Genomic DNA, 16800 nt, shown 5'->3' on the forward strand with positions numbered 1-16800 from the left:
TCTGGAGTGCGGAGTGCGTGTCGTGGAACTAACGGACTGGCTGGTGATACTCGCGATCGCCCTGGCGGCGATCCTCTTTTTTTGCAGCCGCAGCGGCCGCAAAGGCAGCTTGACCGACCGGGCGCGCCACGTGCACGGCACGCGTCTGCTCCTGCTGGGGGCGTTTGCGCTGTGGGCAGCCCTGCTCATGCTCGTGCGCAGCTTCGTCTTGCCGCTCGGCGAGCCGTTCGGCATCGCCGTCAGTCATCACACCATGCTGGCCATTGCGCTGGCGCTCGCCGGCGTTGGCACCATCTGGACATTTCGCGCGAGCCGCCTGCTCAAGCCGCGCCGCATCTTCAGCGCGTGCTGAGCGCATCGGGAGTGCGCTTGCCCGGGAGCGTCACTGGAAGTATCTAAGCGCCTGCCGGCGGTCGCAACGCCGTCGCGGGCGCCGCCCGCAACTCGCTTCGCACGCTCCCCTTCGCGTTCGCGCCACCCGAGCCATCGCTCGCACCATATTCCGCAGGGCCACCAGGCGAAGCTTCCGAACGCTCCGCGCGTTCGAGCGCGCTGATGATCTGCTCCGCGTCGCCGGGCAAAGGCGGCGCGACCGCAAGCGCATCGGGCAGCGACAGATAGAACGTCGTCCCCTCGCCTTCCGTCGACTCCACCCACACGCGTCCACCGTGCCGCTCGACGACGCGGCGCACGAGCGCGAGCCCGATGCCCTCGCCCGGCGTCATGTTGCCGTGCATACGCTGGAACGCCTGAAAGAGCCGCGGCAAGCCCACCTCGGGAATGCCGAGCCCGTTGTCGCGCACATAGAAAATCTGCAGCGACTCCACGCCAGGCGGCGCATGAGCCGTGCCGATCTCGACGCGTCCGTCGCGCGCCGGATCGAGATAGTTGAGCGCGTTGCCGATCAGGTTTGCAAACACCTGCTCGAGCGCCGTCGGGTCGCCCCATACGTCGGGCAGCGTTTGCACGCTCACCTGCGCACCGCGTGCGCGAATCGACGCGTGCATCGCGTCGACCACGCGCTGCACGAGCTCCTGCACGCTCACGCGCTGTCGCCGGTACTCCACGCGCCCCACGCGCGCGAGCCGCAGCAGCGCGTCGATGATGTGCGATGCGCGCAGCACGGCCGTTTGCAGATAGCGCAGCGCCTCGCCGATATCCTCGGTGATGGTGCGCTCGATGCGCGCGCGCGCCTGCGGTGAAAGCGAAGAATGCGCGATGCGCTCGCGCAGGTCGTTGCACGCGTGATTGAGCTCGCGCGAGAATCCCTGCAGGTTCACGAGCGGCGCGCGCAGATCGTGCGACACGCCGTGGATGAACATCTCGTTTTCCTGAGTCTGCTGGCGCAGGTTTTCGTTGATGCGCGCGAGCTGGTCCGCGCGTCGCGCGAGGTCGGCCTGAAAACCGAGGCGCAGCCGCTCGGCCTCGATCAGTCGCTGGCTGATCTGGTGCAGCGTGAGGTCGAGTTCGGCAATTTCGTCGTTGCCCGCCGTGAGCGGTGCGAGCGGTTCGTTTGCGGCCAGCCGGTTGGCGTTGTCGGAAAGCGCATCGAGCCGCCCGCGCACGCCGCGCGTAAACACCCAGACGGCGAGCGCGACCAGCACGATCGAGCCGAGCACGGCCGTCATCACGAGGGTCTGCTGCTGGGCGCGCGCCGCTTCGGCGGCGGACACCCGCAATACGTCGAGGCGGCGCTCCTCGGTCTGGAGCGAGACGATCTGCGTGCGCACGCGGTCGAGGACGTCGGCAGCCATGAGCGCGCGAAAGCGCTCGGCGAGGTCGGCGCGGCGGCCCGAGCGCAGCAGGTCCTGCACGCGGTCCGACCATTGGCGATAGTTCTGCACGGCGTGGCGAATCTGCACGGCGCGCTCGACCTGCGAGGGATTATCGGCGACGAGATCGACAAGCCGGTCGATGCGGCGGTCCACGTCCATCCACATCGAAACCGGTGTGGAGTAGCTCATGTCGTTGGCCGCCACCGCACCGCGCAGCTTGACCGACTCGACCAGCACCGGTTCGAGCACGCGCGACGCCTGCGCCAGCACCGCCTGGCTGTGCTGGCCCCAGCGCTCCGCGGCGGCGGCGTCGGTCTCGGCCTTCACGATGGCCGACAGCAAGCTCAGTTCGAAGACGGCGGGAATCGCGATCAGCAGAAGCCCTTTGGTCGTGAGGCGCATTGCGTGGCGGGTACCGGGCGACCGGACGTGCGTGAGGTGGCAATCTGGCCATTATGTCGGCGTTTGCGCCCTATGTGCGCCCGAAGTTTGCCCTCACGAAAACGCGAGATTATTTCGATTAGCCAACAATCCATTGATTCGGAAATGAAAATCGAATCAATCGCCCTATCTTGGCGCGCAATTTCCCCACCTTTGCGCGCAAGCCCCGAGTTTGTGCCGAAACGTGGTGCATGCGCCCCAGATCCCAGCACCCGCACCGACGACACGGTACCGGCGATTTTTCCGCATCGGTGCACGGCCGCACCGGCTTGACGCCTGTTGCGGCCGCAAATTCACCAGTTTGGCGCTGAAGCTGGCCCGCATCTTGCTGACTATGCGCCCATTTTGGGCAAACTGGGTACGCCAGATGGACAATCTAAAAACCGGCACCGACACGCTATTTCTGCTGCTGGGCGCCGCCATGGTGCTCGCCATGCATGCGGGGTTCGCGTTTCTCGAACTTGGCACCGTGCGCAAGAAGAACCAGGTCAATGCGCTCGTGAAGATCCTCGTCGATTTTTCGATTTCGACGATCGCCTACTTCTTCATCGGCTATACGCTCGCCTACGGCGTGCAGTTCTTCTCGCACGCCGACGTGCTCGCCGAGCACAATGGCTACGCGCTCGTGCGCTTCTTCTTCCTGCTCACCTTCGCGGCGGCCATTCCGGCCATCGTGTCGGGCGGCATCGCCGAGCGCTCGAAGTTCAATCCGCAGCTGTTCGCGACCTTCGTGATCGTCGGCTTCATCTACCCGTTCTTCGAGGGGATGGTGTGGAACAACCGCCTCGGTTTCGAGGATGCGATGACGCACGGGTTCGGCGTGCCGTTCCATGACTTCGCGGGCTCGGTGGTCGTCCACGCGTTCGGCGGCTGGATCGCGCTGCCGGCCGTGCTGCTGCTCGGGCCGCGCCACGGCCGCTATACGCGCGACGGCCGCATCGCCGCGCATCCGCCTTCGAACATCCCGTTCCTCGCGCTCGGCGCATGGGTGCTCGCGGTGGGCTGGTTCGGCTTCAACGTGATGAGCGCGCAGACCATCGACAAGATCAGCGGTCTCGTCGCCGTCAACTCGCTCATGGCGATGGTGGGCGGCACGCTCGCCGCGTGGTTCGCGGGCCGCAACGATCCGGGCTTCACGTACAACGGGCCGCTCGCGGGGCTCGTGGCCGTGTGCGCGGGCTCGGACATCATGCATCCGCTCGGCGCGCTCGTGACCGGGGCGGTCGCCGGCGCGCTGTTCGTCTATATGTTCACCTGCGTGCAGAACCGCTGGCGCATCGACGACGTACTCGGCGTGTGGCCGCTGCACGGCCTGTGCGGCGCGTGGGGCGGCATCGCCGCGGGCATTTTCGGCCAGCACTGGCTCGGCGGGCTCGGCGGCGTCTCGCTCGGCGCACAGGCCGTCGGCACGCTTGCGGGCATCGTGATCGCCTTCCTTGGCGGCCTCGTGGTGTACGGCCTGCTGCGCAAATTCGTCGGCCTGCGCATCGATCGCGAACAGGAATTCAACGGCACCGACCTGTCGATCCACAAGATCACGGCCACGCCGGAACGCGAAACGGTTTCCTGACCGGCGCGCAAGACGCTCATGCGGGCGGCGCCCTGCCGCCCGCACTCCGTACGCATCACTCACGGACCATCAAAGCTGGCCCATGCCACCGGCGACGATCACCTCGGTGCCGATCATGAAGGCCGACTCGGCGGCGCTCAGATGCAGCACGGTCGAGGCGATCTCCTCCGCCGTCGCAAAGCGCTTGAGCGGCACCAGCCCACGAATCGATTCCTCGGCCGCCGCGAGCGCGGCGGCGTCCATGCCGAACTTGTTGTAGAGCGGCGTCTTCACGGGACCGGGGCTCACCACGTTCACGCGAATGCCGCGCGGCAGCAGTTCGGCCGAGAGCGTCTTCGCGAACGAGATCAGCGCGGCCTTGCTCGCCGCATACACCGACGAAGTGGGCATGCCGATATGCGCGTTGATCGAACCGTTGAGCACGATGGCCGCACCGTCGTTCAGCACCGGCAGGAGCGACTGAATCTGGAAGTACGCGCCCTTCACGTTGGTGTCGAAGGTGACGTCCCAGAGCGCTTCGTCCACTTGCTCGAACGGCGCGAGCTTCGCCACGCCCGCGTTGATGAACACCGCGTCGAGGCGCAGGCCGGCGTCGCGCACGGCGGCGGCCAGCTCGCGCGCACCGGTGATCGAGGCCGCGTCGTTGCGCCACGCGTGCGCGTTCGGGCCGAGCGCGCGCCGCGCGGCTTCGAGGCCGGCTTCGTCGCGGCCCGTAACGATGACGTGCGCGCCTTCGCCGGCATAGGCTTGCGCGGCAGCGAGGCCGATGCCGCTGGTTCCGCCGGTGACGAGGACAGTTTTGTTTGCAAAGCGGTTCATGACGTTCTCCTTGGAGGGGATAGTCTCGATCTGGGACTGTGATGCCATATTGCCGGGCGGCGCGCTGCCTGCCGTACGACGGTCCTGGCGCAAACGTTCGAAGCTATCGAACGTTTGTGCCGTTGTGCGGGCAGCCGGCCTCAGCCCGTGACCTCGGATCCCTTCCACGAGGCGCCTGGCAAGACGCGGCTCGCGCAGCCTGTCGATCCACCAGTGCAGTGCGCGCCCCGCGTGCTCACCGCGCCACGCCACGTAAAGCACGTTCGGCTCGCGCGGGTTCGCCGTGACCTTCTCGACCAGTTCGCCGCGCTCGATGAGCTTCGCCGCGCGCCGCCGCAGCACCCTCCTCGGCGAGCAGATGCCCGGCCGGGGTGAGCTGCAGCCGGTAGCGCCGGCGGTCGAAGAGCAGCGCGTCGAAGCGCGCCTCGAGTTGGCGCGTGGCATGCGAAATCGTGGAAGGCGCCTTGTTCAGGCGTGCCGCCGCGCGCGACAGGCTGCCGGTTTCGCGGATGGCGTCGAGCAACGCCAGTTCCTCTTCGGAGAGCATGTGCGACTCCATCAAACGGGTGATCACGCGATGGTATGGCAGAAACGGGGGTATGAACCAGATCACATGGCGCCGCCGCCTTGCGCGGCAAACTGTCAAAGGCGCCTTGACGGACTGTCCAACAAAATTGTCGTTGCCGGGCGTAATGACCGGGCAGAAAATCGAACGCGCGTTCACAAACCATGAAGCGAGCCGCGTGCATCAGAACGGAGATCATTGCGCACGAGCACCGTAGCACTCCATCGCCAAGCCATCTTTTCACTGAGGTATGAGGCCATGTCCGTGAAGTCCCCGTCACCCGAGTCCCCGTTCGTCGACTTGACCGCCATGATTCGCCAACGCGCGGCGGAACACGGCGCGCGCGCGGCCATTGTCTGCGAAGACGAGACGGTCACGTTCGCCGCGCTCGATGCGCTGATCGACCGCTGCGCTGCCGCGCTCCAGCGTGACGGACTGGCACCCGAAAACGTCGTCGCCATCTGTGCGTCGAGTTCCATCTCCTATGCCGCCGTCTTCTTCGGCGCGCTCCGGGCAGGACTCGCAGTCGCCCCGCTATCGCCCTCCACGCATCCGGACAGCCTCGTCGCCATGCTGGAAAACTCCCGGGCGCAGATCCTCTTCGCCGACGACGCGGTTTGCCAGCTGCTTGCGGGCGTCACGCTGCCGCCCGCGCTGCGCGTCATCGACATCAGCGCAGCCGGACAATACGATGCCTGGCTCGCACCCGTGGGCGCCGCGCCCCGGCATGTGGAGATTCGACCGGAGTGGGCGTTCAACATCATTTACTCGTCCGGCACGACGGGCGCGCCCAAAGGGATCGTCCAGTCGCACGCGATGCGCTACGCCTATACGCTGCGAAGCCTCGAGCGCGGATACGGGCCGGAGTGCGTCACCTTGATCGCGACGCCGCTCTATTCGAACACCACGCTGGTGAGCTTCTTCCCGACGCTGGCGCTCGGCGGAACGGTTGTCCTCATGCCCAGGTTCGATGCGAAGCAATACCTCGAGCTTGCCGAGCGCAAACACGTCACGCACACCATGCTGGTGCCGGTGCAATACCAGCGCATCCTCGGCCATCCGGACTTCGATCGCTACGACCTGTCCAGCTTCCACTCGAAGTTCTGCACGAGCGCGCCGTTCGCGGCGGCACTCAAGGCGGACGCCCTGCGCAGATGGCCCGGCAAGCTCACCGAGTTCTATGGCATGACCGAAGGCGGCGCGTCATGCGAACTGTGCGCGGATGAGTTTCCCGACAAGCTGCACACGGTTGGCCGCCCGTTGAACGGCCATGAAATGCGCCTGATCGATGCCAATGGACGCGAGGCCGCGGCCGGGGAAGCCGGTGAAATCGTCGGGCGTTCGCCTGCCATGATGACCGGCTACTACCGGCAACCGGACCAGACGGCGCAAGCCGAGTGGTATGACAGCGATGGCCGGCGCTTCATCCGGACCGGGGATGTCGGCCGCTTCGACGAAGACGGCTTCCTCGTGCTGATGGACCGCAAGAAGGACATGATCATCTCGGGCGGCTTCAACATCTACCCAAGCGATCTGGAACAGGTGCTCGCCCGGCACCCCGAAGTCCTTGAATCGGCGGTGGTCGGCGTGCCATCGGCACGCTGGGGCGAAACGCCGGTGGCGTTCGTCACGCTCCGGCGCGGTTCGGCATTGACCGCCGACGCGCTCGCCGACTGGGCCAACAGGCAATTGGGGAAGATGCAACGACTTGCCGACTTGGTGATCGTCGACGCGCTACCGCGCAGCCCGATCGGCAAGGTGCTCAAGCGTGAGTTGCGGGAGCGCTTTAGCGGCAAGGTCGCCTGACCGGCCGCTAATCGCGGGTTTGCCCGTTCGTCCGTTTGCCGCCGGCGGAAAAAAAAGCGCCACGTTTGCACGTGGCGCCTTGAAAAGTTCTAGCCATTCCGAGGGCCGTGCTAGAACCTGAGAGACGGTATTCGGCTGCGCCATGCCATCGGAAAAAGATGCGCAATTATGCGAATTGCATAGCGCAAGGCACATTAAAACCCCGCAATTTTGCGGGGTTGAGGCGTATTACCGAAATTGGATTCCATTTTTTACCGACATGCTGACTAAGTCAAGCAAAATCTCGCCAAAATGCGCCAATCGTCGAGCTTCTGGCATCTATTACAATCGTCTGAAAATTTGCGCCCTAATTTAGGGAGCGCCGCGTTGATCGAACGCAAATGACTGTACCGCGCGGCACGTCCGCGCTGACTTTGTAACGCCTCGCGCGAAATCTCAAAACTGAAATCCTGTTTCGGAAAATTGTCCCGCCAATGACTTCCGCGCCCGATTCGCGCCATCCTGACGACACTCCGCGAGATAAAGACGGCGGCGCCGACGAAGTGACCGCGCTCGCGCGCGGCCTTGCCGTCCTGCGCTGCGTCGCGGCCGCCGACGCGCCGCTCAGCAACCGTGAACTGACCGAGCTGACGGGCATTCCCAAGCCCACGCTTTCGCGCCTCACCGGCACGCTCGTGAGCACGGGCTTTCTCGCCCGGCTGCCTGACAGCGATCGCTTCGTGCTCACCTCGTCGGTGCTTGCGCTGTCCAACGGCTTCCTGCGCAACTCCGACATCCGCAGCCGGGCGCGGCCTTTTCTCACGCGGCTGGCCGAGCGCACCGCGCTCTCGGTGCATCTGACCGTGCGCGACCGTCTGGAGATGGTCGTGATCGACGCGATCCGCCCGCGCACCGCCGTGCTCGTCACGCGCCTCGAGGTCGGCTCGCGCATCGACATGGGCCGCACCGCCGTCGGGCGCGCCTACCTCGCCGCGCTCGATCCGCACGCGCGCGCCGAACTCACCGCCGCGCTGCAGACCTCGACCGGCAACGACTGGGGCGTCTTCGGCAGCCGGCTCGACGCCGCGCTCGCCGAGACCGCCGCCCACGGCTACGGGCTCGCGATCGGCGAGTGGTACGAGGGACTCAACGCCATTGCGACGGCGTTCGCGGGTCCCCACGGCGAGATTTACGCCATCAACTGCGGCGGCGCCGCGCAGCAGTGCCCGCGCGAGTGGCTCGTCAGCCACGTCGTGCCGCTGATGCGCGAATGCGTCGCGCGCATCGTCGACGAAATCGGCGGCGCCCTGCGCCTGCCCCACGCGACCTGACAACGCGCGAGCCGGCGCCTTACAAAAAACACACGAAGGGTGTAACGCTCGTAACGTCTCGAAAGAAACGGCACTGGACTGTAACGAAGCGGGCAACGTAGCATCATGTTTTTTGGCGGCAAGAGCCTGCTGCGCCGCCGTCCTTCGCCCGTAACGCCAGCCGGCCGCCAGCGACGCCGCCCGTGCCCGTGAGCGCATGGCGCGGCACCCGGGCCGCAGCGCGGCGCGTCCTGACATCTTGCTTGTGCAGGACCTGCGTAGCATCGGCGCGCGCCCGCTGCGCCGGCTCCGTGCGCTGCTGTGCGCGCTTCTGCGAGAACTTCGCGGCCGGCCCCCTGTAGTGAGCTCAGCCAAGAGCCTTCGAGAACCCGCTTCGAGAACCTGTTACCGACCTGACCGATGGATCAACAAGAAAAGCGCCCGGATTCCCCCCGTAAAGATACGCCGCCGCAGTCCCCCGCTCCGGTCGCCGCGAGGCGCGGCAAGGGCAAATTCATCGCGCTGGGTGTGGTCATCGTGATCGCCGGCATCGTGCTCGCGCGCTGGCAGCCGTGGAACAAGGCGCTCTCGGGCGGCAACGCGACACCGGCGGCCGGCGCGCAAATGCGTCGCGGCGGTCCGGGCGCCATGGCCAACATGCCGCAGCCAGTGAGCGTGGCCACGGCGAAGGCCGGCGACATGCCCATCGTCATCACCGCGCTCGGCACGGTCACGCCGCTCGCCGACATCACGGTGCGCACACAACTATCCGGCACGCTTCAGGACGTGTACTTCCAGGAAGGCCAGATGGTGAAAAAGGGTGACGTGCTCGCGCAGATCGACCCGCGCCCGTACCAGATCTCGCTCGCCAACGCCGAAGGCCAGCTCGCCCGCGACCAGGCGTTGCTCGCCACGGCGCGCCTCGACCTCAAGCGCTACCAGACGCTGCTCTCGCAAGACTCGATCGCGAGCCAGCAGGTCGACACGCAGGCCTCGCTGGTCAAGCAATATGAGGGCACCGTCAAGTCCGATCAGGCCAGCGTCGATACCTACAAGCTCGACCTCACCTACGCGCGCATCACGGCGCCCGTATCGGGCCGCGTGGGCCTGCGCCAGGTCGATCCGGGCAACTACGTGACGCCCAGCGACACCAACGGCATCGTCGTGCTCACGCAGCTCGAGCCGATCAGCGTGATCTTCACGACCTCGGAGGACAACCTGCCGCCCATCATGAAGCAGCTGCGCGCGGGCACGAAAATGTCGGTCATGGCCTACGACCGCAGCAACACAACGATGCTCGAAGCCGGGTCGCTCCAGACCATCGACAACCAGATCGACACCACCACGGGTACCGTCAAGCTGCGCGCGAGCTTCACGAACCACGAACAAGGGCTCTTTCCGAATCAGTTCGTGAACGCGCGCCTGCTCGTCGATACGATCCACGACGCCGTGATCGTGCCCACTTCGGCCGTGCTCAACGGCTCGCAGGGGCAGTACGTCTATGTCGCGAAACCCGACAACACGGTGACGGTGCGGCTCGTGAAGGTCGGCCCCGTCGATGCCGAGCGCACCAGCATCGCCTCGGGCCTCGCCGTGGGCGAGCGCGTGGTGACCGACGGCTCCGACCGTCTGCGCGAAGGCGCGAAGATCACGATTCCCGCCGAGCATCCGCAACACGCGAAGGGGGCGTCGGGCGCATCGGGCGCGAAAGGCGCATCGTGGGCCGGCGCGGCCTCGGGCGCGCGTCATGGCCACCGCCACGCCTCGCAGACGCAAGCCCAGTAAGCCAGCATGAATCCATCCCGCGCCTTTATCCTGCGGCCGGTCGGCACGGCGCTGCTCATGGCGGCGATCATGCTGGTCGGCCTCGTCGCGCTGCGCTTTCTGCCGCTTTCCGCCCTGCCCGAAGTCGATTACCCGACCATTCAGGTGCAGACCTTCTACCCGGGGGCGAGCCCGGACGTGATGACGTCCTCGGTCACGGCGCCGCTCGAACGTCAGTTCGGGCAGATGCCGTCGCTCAACCAGATGTCGTCGCAGAGTTCGGCGGGCTCCTCGGTCATCACGCTCCAGTTCAGCCTCGACCTGCCGCTCGACGTGGCCGAACAGGAAGTGCAGGCCGCCATCAACGCGGCCGGCAACCTGCTGCCTTCGGACCTGCCCGCGCCGCCGATCTACGCCAAGGTCAACCCCGCCGACGCGCCGATCCTCACGCTCGCGATCACCTCGAAGACGCTGCCGCTCACGCAGATCCAGGATCTCGCCGACACCCGCCTCGCGCAGAAAATTTCGCAGGTGGCGGGCGTGGGCCTCGTGAGCCTTTCGGGCGGCCAGCGCCCGGCCGTGCGCATCCAGGCGAATCCGCGCGCGCTTGCGGCCTACGGCCTGAACCTCGACGACCTGCGCACGAGCATCTCGAACCTGAACGTCAACACGCCCAAGGGCAACTTCGACGGCCCCACGCGCGCCTATACGATCAACGCGAACGACCAGCTCACCGACGCCGACGCGTATAAAGACGCCGTGATCGCCTACCGCAACGGCCGCCCCGTCATGCTCACCGACGTCGCGAACATCGTGCAGGGTGCGGAAAACACCAAGCTCGGCGCGTGGGCGGACGGCACGCCCGCGATCATCCTGAACGTGCAGCGCCAGCCGGGCGCGAACGTGATCCAGGTGGTGGACAGCATCAAGGCGCTCTTGCCGCAGCTGCAGGAAGCGCTGCCGTCTTCGCTCGACGTGCAGATCGTCACCGACCGCACCACCACGATCCGCGCCTCGGTGCGCGACGTGCAGTTCGAGCTGCTGATGTCGGTGGTGCTCGTGGTGCTGGTGATGTACCTGTTCCTCGCGAACATCTACGCCACGATCATTCCGAGCCTTTCGGTGCCGCTCTCGCTCATCGGCACGCTCGCGGTCATGTACCTGTGCGGCTTCTCGCTCGACAACCTGTCGTTGATGGCGCTCACCATCGCGACAGGCTTCGTGGTGGACGACGCCATCGTCATGATCGAGAACATCGCGCGCTACGTCGAGGATGGCGAAACACCGCTCGAAGCGGCGCTAAAGGGCAGCAAGCAGATCGGCTTCACCATCATCTCGCTCACTGTGTCGCTCATCGCCGTGCTGATTCCGCTGCTCTTCATGGGCGACGTGGTGGGCCGCCTGTTCCACGAATTCGCCATCACACTCGCGGTGACGATCGTGATCTCGGCCGTGGTCTCGCTCACGCTCGTGCCGATGATGTGCGCGAAGATGCTGCGCCACACGCCGCCGCCCGAAAGCCACCGCTTCGAGGCGCGCGTGCATGCGTTCTTCGACTATGTGATCGGCCGCTATGGCGTGGCGCTCGAATGGGTGCTCGCGCGCCAGCGCCTCACGATGATCGTGTTCCTCATCACGCTCGTGCTCACCGGCATTCTCTACGTGATCGTGCCCAAGGGCTTCTTCCCCGTGCAGGATACGGGCGTGATCCAGGCCATCACGCAGATGCCGCAGTCGGTGTCCTATACGTCGATGGCCGAGCGCCAGCAGGCGCTCGCCGCGGAGATCCTCAAGAACGAGAACGTCGAGAGCCTCACCTCGTTCATCGGCGTGGACGGCACCAACATCACGCTCAACAGCGGCCGCATGCTGATCAACCTGAAGCCGCGCGACGACCGCAGCGAAACGGCGAGCGAGATCATCCGCGACCTGCAAAAGAGCGTGGCCCACGTGCCGGGCGCGACGCTCTACATGCAGCCGGTGCAGGACCTCACGATCGACTCGACGGTGAGCCCGACGCAGTACCAGTTCATGCTCACCACGCCGAACTTCCAGGACTTCACGACCTGGGTGCCGAAGCTCGTGCAGCGTTTGCAGCAACTGCCCGAACTCGCGGATGTCGCGACCGACCTGCAGGACCAGGGCAGCTCCGTGTTCATCGAGATCGACCGCGCGAGCGCGGCGCGCTACGGCATCACGCCCGCGACGGTGGACAACGCGCTGTACGACGCCTACGGCCAGCGCATCATCTCGACGATCTTCACGCAGTCGAACCAGTACCGCGTGATTCTCGAAGCCGATCCGGTTATGCAGCACTACACCGACGCGCTGAACTCGATCTACCTGCCCTCTTCGACCTCGAGCACGGGCCAGGTCCCGCTCTCGGCCATCGCGAAGTTCCACGAGCGGCCCGCGCCGCTGCTCGTCACGCATCTCTCGCAGTTCCCGGCCACGACGATCTCGTTTAACCTGGCTCCGGGTTCTTCGCTTGGCGCGGCAGTGAAGGCGATTCAGCAGGCGGAAAAGGACATCGGCCTGCCGGGCTCGTTCCAGACGCGCTTCCAGGGCGCCGCGCTCGCGTTCCAGGCGTCGCTGTCCAACGAGCTGTTCCTGATTCTCGCGGCCATCGTCACGATGTACATCGTGCTCGGCGTGCTGTACGAGAGCTTCGTGCATCCGATCACGATTCTCTCCACGCTGCCGTCGGCCGGGATCGGCGCGCTGCTCGCGCTGATCCTGACCGGGCACGATCTCGACATCATCGGCATCATCGGCATCGTGCTGCTGATCGGCATCGTGAAGAAGAACGCCATCATGATGATCGACTTCGCGCTCGAGGCCGAGCGCCACGAAGGCAAATCGCCGCGCGAGGCGATCTACCAGGCGTGTCTGTTGCGCTTCCGACCGATCATGATGACGACGATGGCGGCGCTGCTCGGCGCCGTGCCGCTGATCCTCGGCTACGGCGCGGGCAGCGAGCTGCGCCGGCCGCTCGGCATCGCGATCGCGGGCGGCCTGATCGTGAGCCAGGCGCTCACGCTCTTTACGACGCCGGTGATCTACCTCGCGTTCGACCGGATCGCGCAGCGTCTGCGCCAGCGCTTCGGCAGCGGCACGCACGGCGCGACGTCGTCTTCGTCGGAGAGCTGACGCGATGAATCTCTCGCGCCCGTTCATCTCGCGCCCCGTCGCGACCACGCTGCTCGCCATCGGCATCGCACTGGCCGGCCTCTTCGCGTTCACGAAGCTGCCGGTCGCGCCCTTGCCGCAGGTGGACTTTCCGACCATCTCCGTGCAGGCTACCTTGCCGGGCGCGGGCCCCGAAACGGTGGCGACCAGCGTGGCGAGCCCGCTGGAGCGGCACCTCGGCTCGATCGCCGACGTCACCGAGATGACCTCGCAAAGCTCGGTGGGCAGCACGCGCATCACGCTGCAATTCGGCCTGAACCGCGATATCGACGGCGCGGCGCGCGACGTGCAGGCGGCGATCAACGCCGCGCGCGCGGACCTGCCCACGAGCCTGCGGCAGAACCCGACCTACCACAAGGTCAACCCCGCCGACGCGCCGATTCTGATTCTCGCGCTCACCTCGCCCACGTTGAGCGCGGGCCAGCTCTACGACTCGGCGGCCACGGTGCTGCAGCAGTCGCTCTCGCAGGTGGACGGCGTGGGCGAAGTCGACGTGAGCGGCTCGGCGAATCCGGCCGTGCGCGTGGAGCTGGAGCCGCACGCGCTGTTTCACTACGGCATCGGCCTCGAAGACGTACGCGCGGCGCTCGCCTCGGCCAACGCCAACAGTCCCAAGGGCGATATCGAATTCGGCCCGCAGCGCTTTCAGCTCTACACCAACGACCAGGCGAGCAAGGCGAGCCAGTACAAGGACCTCGTGATCGCCTACCGCAACGGCGCGGGCGTGAAACTCTCGGACGTGGGCGAAGTAGTCGATTCGGTGGAAGACCTGCGCAACATCGGGCTGGCCAACGGCAAACGTTCCGTGCTCGTGATCCTCTACCGCCAGCCGGGCGCGAACATCATCGAGACGGTCGACCGCGTGGTCGCCATGCTGCCGCAACTCAAGGCGTCGCTGCCCGCCGACGTCGAGGTGATCCCGACGTCCGACCGCTCCGTCACGATCCGCTCCTCGCTCAAGGACACCGAGCGCACGCTCATGATCGCCGTGGCGCTCGTCGTGATGGTGGTGTTCCTGTTCCTGCGCAACTGGCGCGCGACGCTCATTCCGAGCGTGGCCGTGCCCATCTCGATCATCGGCACCTTCGCGGCCATGTACCTGATGGGCTTCTCGCTCGACAACCTCTCGCTGATGGCGCTCACCATCGCGACCGGCTTCGTCGTGGACGACGCCATCGTCGTGCTGGAGAACATTTCGCGGCATATCGAAAACGGCGTGCCGCGCATGAAGGCGGCGCTGCTCGGCGCGCGCGAGGTGGGCTTCACGGTGCTCTCGATCAGCGTGTCGCTCGTCGCCGTGTTCCTGCCGATTTTGCTGATGGGCGGCATCGTCGGGCGCCTGTTCCGCGAGTTCGCGCTCACGCTTTCGCTCGCCATTGCGGTGTCGCTCGTCGTCTCGCTCACGCTCACGCCGATGATGTGCTCGCGCCTGCTCCAGGAAGCGCACGAGAAGAAGGAGGAAGGCCGCTTCGCGCAATGGCTCGAACGCGGCTTCCTGCGCATGCAGGGCGGCTACGAGCGCACGCTCGGCTGGGCGCTGGCACATCCGATCGTCATCCTGCTCACGCTCGTCGCGACCATCGCGCTGAACGTCGCGCTCTACGTGGTCGTGCCCAAGGGCTTCTTCCCGCAGCAGGACACGGGGCGCCTCGTCGGCGGCATCCAGGCCGACCAGGCCACCTCGTTCCAGGCGATGAAGGTGAAGTTCTCCGAGATGATGCGCATCGTGCAGGCGAATCCGGCAGTGGAATCGGTCGCGGGATTTTCGGGCGGGCGCGCGACCAACTCGGGCTTCATGTTCATCTCGCTCAAGCCCAAGAGCGAGCGCAAGCTTTCCGCCGATGAGGTGATCGCGCAGCTGCGCGAGCCGCTCTCGAACGTGGCGGGGGCGCGCACCTTCCTGCAGGCGGTGCAGGACATCCGCGTGGGCGGCCGGCAGTCGAACGCGCAGTACCAGTTCACGCTGCTCGCGGACAACACCGCCGACCTCTACAAGTGGGGGCCGAAGCTCACCGAGGCGTTGCAGGCGCGCCCCGAACTCGCCGACGTGAATTCGGACCAGCAGCAAGGCGGCCTCGAATCGATGATCAACATCGACCGGCAGAGCGCCGCGCGGCTGAACATCACGCCCTCGCAGATCGACAACACGCTCTACGACGCGTTCGGCCAGCGCCAGGTCTCGACCATCTACAACCCGCTCAACCAGTACCACGTGGTGATGGAAGTCGCGCCGAAGTACTGGCAGAGCCCGACCATGCTCAACGAGATCTGGGTGAGCACCTCGGGCGGCACGGCGAGCGGCGCGCAGAGCACCAACGCGACGGCAGGCACGGTGACGGGCCCGACCACCGCCTCGACGGGCGGCACGGCCGCCACTACCGCATCGAGCGCCGCGACCATCGCCGCCGACTCCGCGCGCAACCTCGCGACCAACTCGCTCGCCGCGAGCGGCAAGTCGAGCGCGTCGTCGGGCGCGGCCGTCTCAACGTCGAAGGAAACCATGGTGCCGCTCTCGTCGATCGCCTCGTTCGGCCCCGGCACGACGCCGCTTTCGGTGAACCACCAGAGCCAGTTCGTGGCCTCGACGATCTCGTTCAACCTGCCGCCCGGCAGATCACTCTCCGACGCCACCCAGGCGATCTACGACACGATGGGCGAGATCGGCATGCCCGCGACGATTCACGGCAGCTTCCAGGGCACGGCGCAGGCGTTCCAGCAGTCGCTCGACAACCAGCCGCTCCTGATTCTCGCGGCGCTCGCAGCCGTGTATATCGTTTTGGGCATTCTGTACGAGAGCTACATCCACCCGCTCACGATTCTCTCCACCTTGCCCTCGGCGGGCGTGGGCGCGCTGCTCGCGCTGCTGCTCTTCAAGACGGAGTTCAGCATCATCGCGCTGATCGGCGTGATTCTGCTGATCGGCATCGTGAAGAAGAACGCGATCATGATGGTGGACTTCGCGATCCAGGCGTCGCGTGAGGGGCTGAGTTCGCGCGATGCGATCTATCAGGCCTGCCTGCTGCGCTTCCGGCCGATCATGATGACGACCTGCGCGGCGCTGCTGGGCGCGCTGCCGCTCGCGTTCGGGCGCGGCGAAGGCGCGGAACTGCGCGCCCCGCTCGGTATCTCGATCGTGGGCGGGCTGATCGTGAGCCAGATGCTCACGCTCTATACGACGCCGGTGGTGTACCTTTACATGGACCGGCTGCGCGTGTGGTGGGATGCGAAGCGCGGTCGCGCAGCGCCCGCGGCGCAGGCGGAGTGAGTGGGCGGTCTTGCAGCAGAAAACGGCTGAAGCGTGGCTTCAGCCGTATTTTTATGCGTGTGCCCGTCGAGGCTCGCGCTGGCGCAAATGCGCGGGCAGGCAACGCACGATCAGATGCAGCAACAGCGGCACGATGATGCCGTCGTCCACGACACCGGCGACCGGCATCGCGATATTGAACGGGTCGAGCGCATAGAGCGCGAGCAGCGCCGTGGCGGGCACGAGCCACACGGGGCGCCCCGGCTGACGCAGCGCGTGCCACAGCACGCGCGCATCGCCCTTCACCACATGCCATAGCAACGCGATACGTTTCATCT

General features: G+C 66.2%; 10 protein-coding genes and 1 pseudogene. 7 read left to right on the forward strand and 4 right to left on the reverse strand.

Features of this window, described 5'->3' with window-relative positions; translation table 11 throughout:
* The first annotated feature begins 22 nt into the window (after window positions 1–22).
* Window positions 23–352 (forward strand): hypothetical protein, encoded by a 330-nt coding sequence (locus M3A49_RS12950; protein ID WP_266229003.1) that lies wholly within the window; start codon window positions 23–25, stop codon window positions 350–352.
* 43 nt (window positions 353–395) lie between these two features.
* Here the strand turns inward: M3A49_RS12950 and M3A49_RS12955 are convergent, their stop codons facing one another.
* Window positions 396–2177 carry a sensor histidine kinase gene (locus M3A49_RS12955; protein WP_266229004.1) on the reverse strand — a complete coding sequence of 594 codons (1782 nt, stop codon included), beginning with the start codon at window positions 2175–2177 and terminating at the stop codon, window positions 396–398.
* A gap of 406 nt (window positions 2178–2583) precedes the next feature.
* Here M3A49_RS12955 and M3A49_RS12960 point away from each other — a divergent pair, with 406 nt between their 5' ends.
* Window positions 2584–3786 (forward strand): ammonium transporter, encoded by a 1203-nt coding sequence (locus M3A49_RS12960; protein ID WP_266229005.1) that lies wholly within the window; start codon window positions 2584–2586, stop codon window positions 3784–3786.
* Window positions 3787–3855: 69 nt separating this feature from the next.
* Here the strand turns inward: M3A49_RS12960 and M3A49_RS12965 are convergent, their stop codons facing one another.
* A complete protein-coding gene (locus tag M3A49_RS12965) occupies window positions 3856–4605 on the reverse strand; it encodes an SDR family oxidoreductase (protein WP_266229039.1) in 750 nt (249 codons plus the stop codon).
* 156 nt (window positions 4606–4761) lie between these two features.
* Window positions 4762–5152 (reverse strand): annotated as a pseudogene (locus M3A49_RS12970) (LysR family transcriptional regulator); the annotation flags it as partial.
* A gap of 276 nt (window positions 5153–5428) precedes the next feature.
* Between M3A49_RS12970 and M3A49_RS12975 the strand changes: the two are divergent.
* The 5 genes from M3A49_RS12975 (at window position 5429) to M3A49_RS12995 (ending at window position 16483) form a co-directional block, all read left to right on the forward strand.
* Complete coding sequence (locus tag M3A49_RS12975; RefSeq protein WP_266229006.1) at window positions 5429–6976, forward strand: class I adenylate-forming enzyme family protein; 1548 nt, start codon at window positions 5429–5431, stop codon at window positions 6974–6976.
* Window positions 6977–7449: 473 nt separating this feature from the next.
* Window positions 7450–8286 carry an IclR family transcriptional regulator gene (locus M3A49_RS12980; RefSeq protein ID WP_266229007.1) on the forward strand — a complete coding sequence of 279 codons (837 nt, stop codon included), beginning with the start codon at window positions 7450–7452 and terminating at the stop codon, window positions 8284–8286.
* Between the two features lie 399 nt (window positions 8287–8685).
* A complete protein-coding gene (locus tag M3A49_RS12985; protein ID WP_266229008.1) occupies window positions 8686–10050 on the forward strand; it encodes an MdtA/MuxA family multidrug efflux RND transporter periplasmic adaptor subunit in 1365 nt (454 codons plus the stop codon).
* 6 nt (window positions 10051–10056) lie between these two features.
* Window positions 10057–13179 (forward strand): MdtB/MuxB family multidrug efflux RND transporter permease subunit, encoded by a 3123-nt coding sequence (locus M3A49_RS12990; protein ID WP_266229009.1) that lies wholly within the window; start codon window positions 10057–10059, stop codon window positions 13177–13179.
* Window positions 13180–13183: 4 nt separating this feature from the next.
* Window positions 13184–16483 (forward strand): efflux RND transporter permease subunit, encoded by a 3300-nt coding sequence (locus M3A49_RS12995; protein ID WP_266229010.1) that lies wholly within the window; start codon window positions 13184–13186, stop codon window positions 16481–16483.
* 51 nt (window positions 16484–16534) lie between these two features.
* On the opposite strand, the gene M3A49_RS13000 is transcribed toward M3A49_RS12995, so the two are convergent.
* Entirely contained in the window at window positions 16535–16798 is a 264-nt protein-coding gene (locus M3A49_RS13000; RefSeq protein WP_266229011.1) for a hypothetical protein, read from the reverse strand.
* Window positions 16799–16800: the final 2 nt, after the last annotated feature.

It is taken from the genome of Paraburkholderia sp. CNPSo 3076, assembly GCF_026343935.1.
Classification (GTDB): domain Bacteria; phylum Pseudomonadota; class Gammaproteobacteria; order Burkholderiales; family Burkholderiaceae; genus Paraburkholderia; species Paraburkholderia nodosa.